The sequence below is a fragment of the bacterium genome, assembly GCA_016716565.1.
GTDB lineage: Bacteria > Bacteroidota > Ignavibacteria > Ignavibacteriales > Ignavibacteriaceae > IGN2.
This window is the reverse complement of the sequence record JADJWC010000002.1, coordinates 28,167-40,973: the sequence shown is the minus strand read 5'-3', so window position 1 is coordinate 40,973 and position 12,807 is coordinate 28,167. Positions and strand designations below refer to the sequence as shown.

General features: G+C 35.8%; 11 protein-coding genes and 2 pseudogenes. 2 read left to right on the top strand and 11 right to left on the bottom strand.

Annotation, left to right across the window (positions count from 1 at the left end):
* Window positions 1–50 precede the first annotated feature (50 nt).
* Together IPM14_06870 and dinB are read left to right on the top strand one after the other, a co-directional pair.
* Complete coding sequence (locus IPM14_06870) at window positions 51–935, top strand: DUF72 domain-containing protein (protein ID MBK9097841.1); 885 nt, start codon at window positions 51–53, stop codon at window positions 933–935.
* Between the two features lie 63 nt (window positions 936–998).
* Window positions 999–2,192, top strand: coding sequence for a DNA polymerase IV (gene dinB / locus IPM14_06865; GenBank protein MBK9097840.1), 1,194 nt, complete (start codon window positions 999–1,001; stop codon window positions 2,190–2,192).
* A 35-nt stretch (window positions 2,193–2,227) separates the two neighbouring features.
* Here dinB and IPM14_06860 read toward each other — a convergent pair whose 3' ends face one another.
* From IPM14_06860 to IPM14_06810, 11 genes and pseudogenes are all read right to left on the bottom strand, one after another.
* The gene (locus IPM14_06860) at window positions 2,228–2,572 is read right to left on the bottom strand and encodes a histidine triad nucleotide-binding protein (GenBank protein MBK9097839.1); all 345 of its coding nucleotides are present in this window, start codon (window positions 2,570–2,572) and stop codon (window positions 2,228–2,230) included.
* Window position 2,573: 1 nt separating this feature from the next.
* Window positions 2,574–3,929: pseudogene (locus IPM14_06855) on the bottom strand (sigma-54-dependent Fis family transcriptional regulator).
* Window positions 3,926–4,585 carry a hypothetical protein gene (locus tag IPM14_06850; protein MBK9097838.1) on the bottom strand — a complete coding sequence of 220 codons (660 nt, stop codon included), beginning with the start codon at window positions 4,583–4,585 and terminating at the stop codon, window positions 3,926–3,928. Before IPM14_06850 ends, IPM14_06855 begins: the two are co-directional and overlap by 4 nt.
* On the bottom strand, window positions 4,586–6,253 hold the full coding sequence (locus IPM14_06845; GenBank protein ID MBK9097837.1) for an acyl-CoA carboxylase subunit beta: 1,668 nt from the start codon (window positions 6,251–6,253) through the stop codon (window positions 4,586–4,588). It lies immediately after the preceding gene.
* Entirely contained in the window at window positions 6,250–7,410 is a 1,161-nt protein-coding gene (locus IPM14_06840) for an acyl-CoA dehydrogenase family protein (protein MBK9097836.1), read from the bottom strand. The genes IPM14_06845 and IPM14_06840 overlap by 4 nt, the downstream gene beginning before the upstream one ends.
* A 36-nt stretch (window positions 7,411–7,446) precedes the next feature.
* Window positions 7,447–8,409, bottom strand: a complete 963-nt coding sequence (meaB, locus tag IPM14_06835) for a methylmalonyl Co-A mutase-associated GTPase MeaB (protein ID MBK9097835.1) — start codon at window positions 8,407–8,409, stop codon at window positions 7,447–7,449.
* Window positions 8,410–8,417: 8 nt separating this feature from the next.
* Window positions 8,418–9,337 (bottom strand): annotated as a pseudogene (locus IPM14_06830) (NAD-dependent epimerase/dehydratase family protein).
* A complete protein-coding gene (locus tag IPM14_06825; GenBank protein MBK9097834.1) occupies window positions 9,338–9,916 on the bottom strand; it encodes a nicotinate-nucleotide adenylyltransferase in 579 nt (192 codons plus the stop codon). It abuts the pseudogene before it with no gap.
* A complete protein-coding gene (locus IPM14_06820) occupies window positions 9,909–10,610 on the bottom strand; it encodes a hypothetical protein (protein MBK9097833.1) in 702 nt (233 codons plus the stop codon). Before IPM14_06820 ends, IPM14_06825 begins: the two co-directional genes overlap by 8 nt.
* A gap of 27 nt (window positions 10,611–10,637) precedes the next feature.
* Window positions 10,638–11,882 carry an ABC transporter permease gene (locus tag IPM14_06815; GenBank protein ID MBK9097832.1) on the bottom strand — a complete coding sequence of 415 codons (1,245 nt, stop codon included), beginning with the start codon at window positions 11,880–11,882 and terminating at the stop codon, window positions 10,638–10,640.
* On the bottom strand, window positions 11,882–12,778 hold the full coding sequence (locus tag IPM14_06810; protein MBK9097831.1) for an ATP-binding cassette domain-containing protein: 897 nt from the start codon (window positions 12,776–12,778) through the stop codon (window positions 11,882–11,884). Before IPM14_06810 ends, IPM14_06815 begins: the two co-directional genes overlap by 1 nt.
* Between the last annotated feature and the right edge of the window lie 29 nt (window positions 12,779–12,807).

The following is a 12,807-nucleotide window of genomic DNA, read 5'->3' as shown; positions in this document are numbered from 1 at the left end:
GCTATTAAATACATATAATTAACAAAAGTGTTAACTAAGTATGTTTAGTGATGCCAAAATATTACATAGGAACGGCAGGCTGGTCTTATAAAGACTGGGTGCCATCGTTTTATCCAAAACAGCAAACCAGCAAATTTGACTGGCTGCAATTCTATTCTCACTACTTTAATTGTGTTGAAGTGAACTCAACTTACTATGCTTATCTCAGTCCCAAAATAGTTGAAGGGTGGATTAAAAAAGTAGCTGACAGCGATGAGTTTATTTTCCATATCAAGCTTCACCAAGATTTTACACACAAAAGAAAATTTGATGAGCAAAGTATAAAAGCTGTCAGATACAATCTGGATATTCTTGCAAATGCAGAAAGACTTGGGGGATTGCTCATCCAGTTTCCGTATTCATTCCCATTTAATAACTCGGCAACACAATATATTCAGGAGTTGAAAGATCTTTTCCCTAACTATAAAATCTTTGTGGAAGTAAGACATTTATCCTGGCAGAATGAAAAGTCATTTGAGTTTTTTAAAGAAAATGATCTTACTTTTTGCACAATAGATCAGCCGCAGATTGGACAGGCAATTCCGTTTGAGCCAATCATTACAAATGAAAGAGCATACATTCGTTTTCACGGACGGAATGTTGATGCGTGGAAGAAATCAATCAATAGTTTTGGCAAAGAACAGACTTATGAAGAACGAAGTGAACGATACAAATATCTTTATTCTCCCGGTGAGCTTGTTGAAATTGAGCAGAAGATAAAATCAATACAATCACAAGTAAAAGAAGTCCACGTTATTATGAACAATCATCCACAGGGAGATGCAGTTGCAAATGCATTTGAGCTTATTCATCTGCTTGAAGAAAGAGATAAAGTTGAAATGCCGGGAACGATAGTTAAAGCTTATCCGAGGTTGGAAGAGATTTTGGTTAACTAAAACATAGATTAAATAGCTATGAATGAGAATAAATGACAAATGACGATTGACCAGTGACTAACAATGCGAACAATTTTTCACTTAGATCTCGATGCATTCTTCGTTTCGGTTGAAAGGATACTTGACCCTTCGCTGAGAGGAAAACCTGTAATTGTTGGCGGTGATCCGAAGTACGGAAGGGGAGTAGTTGCAGCCTGTTCGTACGAAGCAAGAGTTTACGGACTTCACTCAGCTATGCCGATTAGAACCGCGTACAAACTTTGTCCTCACGGAATTTACATTCACGGAAGTCATGGTGAATATTCACGCTTCTCAAAGGCTGTAAAAAATATTCTTCTGCAGTACGCACCTATTGTTCAGCAGGCATCTATTGATGAATTTTATATGGACTTTACCGGATGCAGAAACATTTACGGTTCCTTCTTCGCATTTTCTTCCTTTCTTCAAAAAGAAATTTGGGAAAGATTATCACTTCCTTGTTCAATCGGGATTGGCAGCAATAAAACAATTGCGAAGATCGGCTCCGATTGTATGAAGCCGAATGGAATCACTTACATACTTCCAGGAATGGAGAAAGAATTTCTTGCTCCAATGCCTGTAGAAGCAATTCCAGGTGTTGGAAAAGTCACGCTTCAGGATTTTCACTTAAAAGGAATTTACAGAATTGGTGATATCACTAAACTCCCGCAGGATTATTTTGCTGCAGCATTTGGCAAGTATGGAATTGATATTTACAGGAAAGCCTGTGGTGAAGGAAATGAGTATTTAATTGTTGATAACTATGAGCAAAAAAGTATTTCACACGAAAGAACTTTTGCAGATGTTACAAGCAAACAGTTTCTCAAAGAAAAATTATTTAAGCTTACAGGAAAAGTCTGTCAGGAGTTGAGAGATATGGATTGGCTTGCTTCTAACGTTCACATAAAATTGCGTTACTCGGATTTTAATACATTGACACGTTCAAGAATGATCAAACCAAGCGATGATGATAAAATCATTTTTGATGCTGCCTGGAATATGCTGATGAAAGCTCTCACAATAAGAGTTGCAGTACGATTAATCGGAATTGGGTTGAGTAAATTCTCTAAATTTTCTGAACAGCAGGAATTGTTTGAATGGGAAGAAGTGAAGAGAAAAAAAATGCTGAGAGCAGTTACAAAAATTCGGGATAAGTACGGATATGAATCAGTTTTGTTCGGAAGTATAGAGAGTAATAAAAAATCGCAAACAATGGTAAATCCATTCCGAGTGAAATAATAATTCGTATTTGCTATTGGAAAAGGGGGAGATCTTTAACCCGGAGGCCATTGCATATGCCGTCCACCGAGCAGATGCATATGTATGTGATAAACTTCCTGGCCACCATCGTTGCCGCAATTAAAAACTAGCCTAAAACCATTTTTGTCAATTCCCAGATCTTTAGCAAGTTTATTTGCAGCATCGAACATTTCTCCGAGTAAAGTTGAGTGTTCAGTTCCTTTAATATCACTGACTTTAGGAATTTCAATTTTTGGTATGATGAGAATATGAACAGGTGCCTGCGGTTTAATGTCTTTAAACGCCAGGACATTGTCAGTTTCGTAAACAATTTCAGCTGGAATTTCTTTACTAATGATTTTGGAAAAGATAGTTGGCATATTACTCTCCTTTTTCTATTCCATATTTTTTCATTTTGTTATATAGATGACTGCGTTGTATATCAAGCAACTCCGCAGTCTTGCTGATATTCCATCCGTTTTCATTTAGTTGTTTAAGAATAAAAGCACGTTCAGCTTTTTCCTTGAACTCCTGGAAAGAATTTGATTCATCAATAATGTCATCCATTGTTGCCTGTCCGGGTTTCAATAAAAATTCAATATCGCCTCTGGAAATTTCTCTTTTATCAATAATAATGATAATTCTTTCGATGATATTTTTTAACTCACGAACGTTTCCGCTCCAGGTCATTTCCTGCAGAAGCTTAATCGCATCAGCAAGAAATTTAACTGGTGGTTTTTTGTGACGAGTTATAATTTCTTTAGCAAAAGCCTCTGCTAAAATTGGAATATCATCTTTCCTTTCACGAAGCGGAGGAACGTTTATAGGGATTACATTCAATCTATGATATAAATCTTCTCTGAATTTCTCTTTCCCAATTTCTTCGGTTAACTCTTTATTTGTTGCGGAAATAATTCTTACATCAACATCAATTTTTTTACCGCCGCCAACGCGTTCAATTTTCCCGTCTTCAATTGCTCTGAGAACTTTCGCCTGAGCTTGCGGACTCATATCACCAACTTCATCGAGAAAGATCGTCCCTTTATTTGCTAATTCAAATTTTCCAATACGCTGTGATACTGCTCCGGTAAATGAACCTTTTTCATGTCCGAACAATTCTGACTCAATCAATTCATTTGGAATTGCAGCACAGTTAACTTCGATAAACGGTTTATCTTTTCTCTGACTTCTTTTATGAATTGCTCGAGCGACTAATTCTTTTCCGGTTCCATTTTCGCCAGTGATCAGAACTCTTGTATCTAATGGTGCTACTTTATCGATCAAATCGAGTATTGATTTAATTTGTTTACTCTGTCCAAGTATTTCTCCTGAGCCTTCAATAGTTTTTTTAATTTCGATATTTTCAGTCAGGAGCTTTACTTGTTCAACTGCATTACGAACACTTATTAAAAGCTTATCACGATCAATCGGTTTTTCAATGAAATCGAAAGCACCTAATCTTGTAGCTTTGATTGCGTTTTCAATGCTGCCGTGTGCTGAAATTATAATCACTGATAATGATGGAATAAATTATTTTAGTCTTTTCAAAAGTTCAAAGCCGCTCATTTCCGGCATTTGAATATCTAAAAGTAAACAGGAAATTTGCTTTTCCTCTATGATACTTAATCCTTTGATAGCAGAAGTCGAGTAATCAACAGAATAACCCTCATATTCGAGGATCATTTTTATACTCGCACAAATCTCTTTTTCGTCGTCTATTATAAATATTGTATTCATAAAGTTATAACTAAATATCTGAGTGATCGATTAATCATCATTTGGGATGGTAAAATATTCTTATTTATCTCAAGCATATCACCGAATAAAACTCCGTACCAGTTGACATCAACATCTCTGAAATCGACTTCGGATTGAGCTTTAAAATCTTCTTCAAATGCTTCCACAAAATAACCAAATACATCGGCTAATTTCAATACGTTTTCAGCATAACCGATAAAAGCATTACCAAAAAAATGAGCTAGCTTATCTTTATCTCCTCCTTTATCATTTGGCGTATCAAAGAATAGTCTGCTTGGTAGATTTTCATTTTTCAAAGTTGATATGGAATCATTTGCCGAGATTAATGGGTAATAAATTCTTGTATTAATTAATGGAATAACCAGAGGAACTTTTCTAAAAGGAATTGTTGCAAATGTTAAGGAGAGCAATGCTTCCTGATAGTCATAATCATAAAATTTAACCGCTCGCAAGTACATTGAATCAACTAGTGATAAATCTGAGTTAGATTTTTTTAATTCGATGAAATAATCCGAAGCAATAAAATCAGAGATATAGTTGACACCTTTTGACAATGAACTCTGTTGAGGAAAGGAGAATGGCGTTGACATTAAAGTTAAAATCAGGATATAAAGTGTTAACTGATTAACTCTCATTTATGTTTGAATAACCCCCGGATTAAACCTCGGAATTTCTGGATTGTGGTTAGCAGCCTCAATTCCCATTGAGATATATTTCCTTGTTTCTACAGGATCAATTATTTCGTCAATCCATAACCGTGCTGCTGCGTAGTGCGGATTATTCTTTTCATCGTAAGCTGCGGTTATTTCATCCAGTAATTTTTGTTTTTCTGTATCACTGAAATGCTTTCCTTCTTTTTCTGCTTGCTTCAATTTTATGTCGAGTAAAACGCTGTTTGCCTGCGAGCCGCCCATCACAGCAATCTTTGCATTTGGGTAAGCGTAGATGAATCTTGGATCGTAAGCTTTGCCGCACATTGCATAGTTCCCAGCGCCAAAACTATTGCCCATAATGATTGTGATTTTAGGAACGACAGAGTTTGCAACCGCGTTTACCATTTTTGCACCGTCTTTAATTATTCCACCGTGCTCGGCACGGCTCCCGACCATAAATCCGGTAACATCCTGTAAAAACACGAGGGGTATTTTTTTCTGATTGCAGTTCATAATAAAACGAGTTGCTTTGTCTGCGCTATCGGAATAAATGACTCCGCCAACCTGCATCTCGCTGGTACCTTTATCAGATTCTGTTTTTACAACGCTTCTCTGGTTGGCTACGATACCAACAGCCCAGCCATCAATTCGTGCATATGCAGTGATAACTGTTTTTCCGTAACCAGCTTTGTATTCATCGATTAATGATTCATCAACAATTCGTGCAATTACTTCATACGTATCATATTGTTTAATTGTGTCTTCAGGAAGAATTCCATAGAGTTCTTTTGGAGAGAATTTTGGAGGTTTAGATTCGATTCGATCAAACCCTGCTGTCTCTCTTCTACCGAATTTATCAACGAGACTTCTAATTTGTGCAATACATTCCTGATCATTTTTCATCACATAATCTGTAACACCTGAAATGTTTGATTGGACACGTGCTCCGCCAAGACTTTCGTTATCAATTTTTTCGCCGATTGCTGCACGAACAAGATGAGCTCCAGCTAAAAATACAGAGCCTTCTCCTTCAACAATTAAAGCCTCATCGCTCATTATCGGTAGATAAGCACCACCAGCAACGCAGGGACCCATAATTGCCGCAATCTGTGGAATTCCTTTTGATGACATTACGGCATTATTACGAAATATTCTTCCGAAGTGTTCTTTATCAGGAAATATTTCATCCTGAAGTGGCAAAAAGACTCCGGCACTATCAACCAAATAAATTATTGGCAGATGATTTTCCATCGCAATTTCCTGTGCACGAAGATTTTTCTTTGCAGTAATAGGAAACCACGCACCAGCTTTTACGGTAGCATCATTTGCGACAATAACACATTGTCTCCCGCTTATTTCCCCGATGCCATAGATAGTTCCTGAACAAGGCGCACCACCATACTCTTTGTACATATCGTAAGCAGCAAAAGCGCTTAACTCGTAAAATTCTTTTGGGTCATCGATTAAAAGATTAATTCTTTCCCTTGCTGGCAGCTTACCCTTTTCTTTTTGCTTTTCGATCGCTTTTAACCCGCCGCCGAGCTTAATTTTTTCTTTCTCAGCGTTAAGCTTCCTCAGAAGTTCTTTCTGATAATCAGCTCTTTTTAAGTAAGCTTCGTCTTCTTTTATTTGTGTGCCGATTGGTTTCATTTTAATATTTCTTTCGCAATAACAATTCTCTGAATTTCGGAAGTTCCTTCGCCGATTGTTAACAGCTTTACATCTCTAAAATATTTTTCAACGGGATAATCTTTAGTAAAGCCGTAGCCTCCGTGAATCTGCACAGCTTCACTTGCAGCTTTTTCAGCAATTTCACTCGCAAATAGTTTTGCCATTGCAGCTTCCTTGATATTCGGCAGACCATCATCTTTCATTTTTGCTGCGCGCATTGTTAACATTCGTGCAGCCTCAATATTAGTTTTCATATCCGCTAGTTTGAATTGAGTTGCCTGGAATGCAGATAAAGGTTTTCCAAACTGAAATCTTTCCTGAGAATATTTTAATGATTCGTTCAGACATCCCTGTGCTAAACCAAGACTAACTGCAGCAATAGAAATTCTTCCACCTTCCAGAACCTGCATCGCATTTATAAAACCCATCCCTTCTTCACCAAGTAAATTTTCTTCGGGCACTTCAAGATTTTCAAATGTAAGCTGTACAGTTTCGCTCGCTCTCATTCCTAGTTTGTTTTCTTTTTTACCAATAATAAGTCCGGGCATTCCTTGTTCAAGTATGAAAGCCGATATTCCTTTTTTGCCTGCGTCTTTATTCGTAATTGCGATCACTACCAGAGTCTTTGCAGAAGCACCATGAGTTGTAAATGTTTTGTTTCCGTTAAGAATGTACTTGTTGCCTTTCTTTTCAGCTACCGATTTTAATCCTGCGGCATCGCTGCCGGACGAAGATTCAGTTAATCCCCACGCACCGATAGTTTTGCCGGAAACTAAGTCCGGTAAATATTTTCTTTTCTGCTGTTCGTTGCCGAATCTGTAAATATGATTTGTACAGAGTCCATTATGAGCTGCCACTGATAAAGAAATTGACGGATCAACAATTCCAAGTTCTTCGATAATTATTACAAACTCCTGGTAACCTAAACCAGCACCGCCATACTCCTCAGGGAAAATTATTCCCATGAATCCAAGTTCACCAAGTTCCTTGAAGATCTCCAATGGAAAATGTTGTGCTTCATCCCATTCCATCACTTTTGGTTTTATTTTTTTCTGAGCAAAATCACGAATGGTATCTCGAATTAGTATTTGATTTTCAGTGAGTTCGATTAGAAATGATTGGGCTGTAGATTCCATAACGTTACCCCTCAAAATATTCTTAAGGTTGCTGAGTTACTTAATTGCTTTTTTGCCGATAAAATTCTCAATTATTTCTTCCGCAATATGATATGGTGATAAATTGCCAAGAATAACTTTTTCTACTGTTGAATTTAAAGATTTTTCACCACTTTCGCTCCACAATTCTTCTCTGATTTTATTCTCAACAATTTCTTTGATCCTGTTTTTAGCCTGCTTCTCTCTTTTCTTTAAAAAAAGATTTTGAACCTCCATAAATTTCCGATGTCTTTCAATCTCTGCAAGGACTTCATCCATTCCTTTATTTTCGGCAGCAACTGTTTTGATAATACCCGGCATCCATGATTTTTCATCATGATCCTTCATCATCAAAGTAGTTTGAAGTGAAGCAACAGCCTGATCGGCTCCGGGTCTGTCACTTTTATTCAACACAAAGAAATCAGCGATTTCCATCAATCCGGCTTTCATTGCCTGCACAGAATCTCCTGATTCAGGTACAAGAACAACAATAGTTGTATCAGCAGCCTGAACAATATCAAGCTCTGACTGACCAACACCAACTGTTTCAAGTAAAATGTATTCATAGCCTGCTGCGTCGAGGACATCGGCTGCATCAATTGCTTTTTTACTTAATCCACCGAGACTTCCTCTCGTCGCCATACTTCTGATGAATACACCTTCATCGTTTCCGACTTCGTTCATTCTTATTCTATCGCCGAGCAAAGCACCACCGGTAAATGGGCTGGTCGGATCTACTGCAATTATTCCAACTTTTTTATCAGCTTTACGAAATAATTTTGTCAATTGGTTTGTTATAGTGCTTTTCCCTGCGCCGGGAGGACCTGTTATTCCAATTCTATAAGCTGTACCAACTCTTGAGTAAATTTCTTTTAAAAGCTGTGCAGCATCTGAAGTATAGTCTTCAACTATCGAAATTGCTCTTGCAACTTTTCTTCTGTCATTGATGAAAACTTTTTCTGTTAATTTTTTGTATGACAAATTCGCTGTCAAATATTTGATTTAAAAAATTCGAAAGTCTTTCTAAGTCCCTCATCAATTGTTACTGAGGGTTTCCAGTTAAAAGTATTATACAGTTTTTCTGATGAGATTACACTTCTTGCCTGTTCACCTTTTGGTGCCGGCCCGTGTTTCTCTTCAGCTTTATTCCTGCAATGTGATTCAACTTTTTAAATAAATCCTTCACGCTGGTTTCAATTCCTGTCCCGACATTATATATTTCCGATGAATCATCAGTTAGAGTCGTTACATTAGCTTTAACGACATCTTCAACAAAAACATAATCGCGTGTTTGTTTTCCATCTCCATTTATAATTGGATTTTCTTTTCTTAACAGCTTGTTAGTAAAGATTGCAACAACACCTGCTTCGCCAAATGGATTTTGCCTCGGTCCATAAACATTTGCATATCGCAGAATTGTATACTTCAAACCATACTCATTCTTATAAAAGTATAAATATTTTTCTATCGAAAGCTTAGTTATTCCATAAGGTGAAACCGGATTGGTTGGATGCTTTTCATCGGCAGGGAAGTATTCCTGTTCGCCGTAAACAGCTCCGCCGGTCGATGCAAACATAAATTTTTTCACTCCGGTTTTGATACATGCCTGTAACAGGTTGATTGTTCCAAGAATATTCGTATTTGCATCGAAGACCGGATCATTTACTGATTTTCTTACATCGATCTGAGCTGCATGATGGTTTACAACATCAAATTTTACTTTATCAAATAAATCCAGCACTGATGGAGAAGATATATCAGCTTTAACGAAATGAGCAGAAGGATTTACATTCTTTAAGAATCCGGTGGAAAGATTATCTAATATATAAACTTCGTGTCCTTCTCTTAAATATGCATCTGCAATTTGCGAAGCAATAAAACCTGCCCCGCCTGTAATAAGAATTTTCATTTATTCGATGTATAATTTATGATTGAAAATATATTCCATTACTTTTGGTGGAACAAGAAAATTAATGGGCAATCCTTTATTGACTCTCTCGCGGATATCCGTTGCACTAATTTCTATTCCTCTTGTCTGAACAAATACAGCTTGCCGATAATACTTATCTTCAAACTGCGGAGGGTGTGATGACTTTCGTTTCAGCACAATTACATCTGCGAGTTTGAATATTTGATCCGGTTCCTTCCAGGTATGGAATGTGAAAATATTGTCATAACCGATTATAAATTCAATTTTATCATAACATTTTTTTAGTTCTCTGAGAGTATCGACAGTATATGAAATTCCACCTTTTTTTATTTCAATATCCGAGTAATCAAAAAATGGAATTTCTTCAACAGCAATTTTTATCATATTCAGGCGATCATCCGGTGAACTTGGTTTCGCATCGGTTTTGTGCGGAGAAATATATGCCGGTATAAAAATAATTTTATCAAGATCACGGATTTCTTTTACAGACTGTGCTGTAATTAAATGTCCGAGATGAATTGGATCAAATGTTCCTCCGAAAATTCCGATTTTAGACATTTAAAAGCTCTTTGTATTCGATAAATAAATCGTTAAAACTCTCATGCATTTTCTGACTGCAATATGATAGACTTTCTTTTTTTGATAGTTCAATATAAAGTTTTTTAATGTCTTCGAAGTCATCGATAGATAAAAAGTTTTTTATTGTGTGAACAAAATAATCTTTATCGCTCATCAGTTTGAGGAATGTTTGATAATTCCTTTCTGCCTTAATAAATAACCCAGGAATTTCTACATCTGATTGTTTCATACAAACACAATTTATCTTTTGAGTGTCAGATTTCCCAATTGCAAACGTTTGTTCATCAATTTGAATGAGACTAAATAGCCTGAATATCTCATCCATTTTAAGGCCGATTGAATTAAAAAATAAAACCAAAGTTTTTGACTCTGCATTTGAAGACCGGCTAATAAAAGTATTCTGGAATTCTTCACCAATCAGTTCATTCTTATAAAAAACCGGATTCGCTTCATTTGGTAATATGTATCTGGGAAGATATTCTTTGTCTAATTCATTCATAAAGATGGAAATATCAAATTTGTTTTGAGTTTCGGATAATATATCAAACCAATTTGAGAAGAGCAGCGTGTTTAAATACACAGAATAATTAGTAGATAAATTTGGATATGGAATTATTTCCCTTGGATTAAGAATAGGTGAGTTTACGAAAATTAAAATTGTGTCTTTTGCCATCTGAAAAAATTTATTGCCAAAATAAATCTATTCCTTAATCCAGTTGATTAATTCTTTTAAGGTTGGTCTGTTTCCATAAGATAAAATACCTATCCTGAAAACTTTTGCGCTGATTTTCGTAACAATAAAAGTCGAAATAATAAGAATTCCAAGAGTGACTAATATTTCTATGGTCGATATATCTTCAACATTTAGTCGGAGTATCATAACGGTTGGAATAGTGAGCGGTATGTATGAAAATATTTTAGTCAGCAAAAAATCCGGATTCTGAATTGCCGGCATCGCAATCACAATCGGTAGCATCAAAATCAAACTAAGGTAAGTTGTTATATGTTGTGCTTCTTGTTCGGTGTTCACGGTGGAACCAATTCCAACAAACAAACTCGAGTAAAACAGAAAACCAAGAATGAAGAAGATTAGAATAGGTATTAAATTCTTGAATGCACTAACAGGAATTAATGAGCTGGCAGTGAAACTGATTCCAATCAAAATCCAGATCATCATTTGTGTAAGTCCTAACATGCTCAGACCTAAAATTTTCCCAGTAAGAAGTTCATCGGGAGTGCTGCTGGAAATAAGCATTTCGATTAGTCGGCTTGACTTTTCTTCAATCAGACTTCTAACTAACATTTGTCCTGAATAAACTACCATCATCATAAGTAAAAGGACAAAAACAATCGATAGAAAAAATGTTGTGAAGAAATCCATATCTGAAATCTTTCCGTCCTTAGAAATTTTTTTCTGTTGTACAAATATTTTTTCCTGAATTTGATCTAGTATATTTGTTCTTATACCAGCTTGTTCGAATATTTGGTTCATTCTGAAATTGTGTAATGCTTCTTCCAACCTTCCAACGATTTTAAAATTTCCTATCTGATTGCTTCTGAACTCTGCGGTAATTGAATCTCCCTCATTTGATCCGATTACTAAATAACCGTTTATTATTTTATCGAAAACACTTTTATCGGCATCTCCGGTCATCTCTTCAAAAGAATTTCCGGGTTGATAAAAATTCAGAATCACGTAATTTTTCTGACCATCAGGCAATTCATATTTCTCCAGCTCTTCACGAAGAAAATCAAAATACTTCCCGGAAGTATCCAATATACCTATCATTTCTGTATTTGGGCTTTCATCTCGAAAAATAAGCGTTGGAAGAATCGTTATTGAAACAATAATTATTGGAGTAATGATCAACGAAATAATAAATGCTTTTGTCTTTACCTTTTCCAGATATTCCCATTTTGCAATTGTTATTATTTTCTTGATCATTAGTCCTGTTTCTGTTTTATCAAATCAATAAAAATTTTATTCAGCGAAGGTTCAATTATTGAAAAATGATTTACTTCTGTAAACTCGATTATTTTTTTAAGAAAATGAGAAGGTTTAATCTCATCTTTCAATTGAATTTCCGCATAGTTATTAAATATTTCCATTTTTATAATTTCGGGAAAAGATTTAAACGTACTGTAGTCTTTTTGTACACTGATTCTAATGTTATTCCCACCGAAATTCTTCTTAATGACAGAAAGATTCCCCAAACTGATTGCTCTTCCATTATTGATTAGTAAAATGTCCTCACATAATTTTTCCGCAAGATCCATTAAATGCGTAGAAAGAATAATTGTTTTTCCTTCAGATACGAATGATAAGATTATATTTTTTACTTCCTGTTGATTGATAGGATCAAAACCCGTGAATGGCTCGTCAAGAATCAAAAGTCTCGGATTATGAAGTACAGCAGCAATTAATTGAACTTTCTGCTGATTACCTTTTGAAAGCTGCTCAATTTTTTTATCTCTCTGTTCATAGATGTGCAATTTCTTCAACCAAACATCAGCAAGTTTTACTGCATCATTCTTTTCTACATTTTTTAATCCGGCAAAATATATCAAGACATCGATTACCTTGCTTCTTCTATACAATCCTCTTTCTTCAGGCAGATAACCGATTAGATTATAATACTCGTAAGTTATCGGCTTATTATCAAAAAGTATTTCACCGGATGTTGGTTTGATGATATTGAGGATTGTTCTTAACGTTGTAGTTTTTCCAGCACCATTTGGTCCGAGTAAGCCAAATATACATCCTGGACGGACCTGAAAAGAAAGTTCATCAACCGCATGCACAGTGTTATAATTTTTTACCAGATTGTTAACAATCAGCATTAGTAACGGGAAAAATAATGTTAGAAATC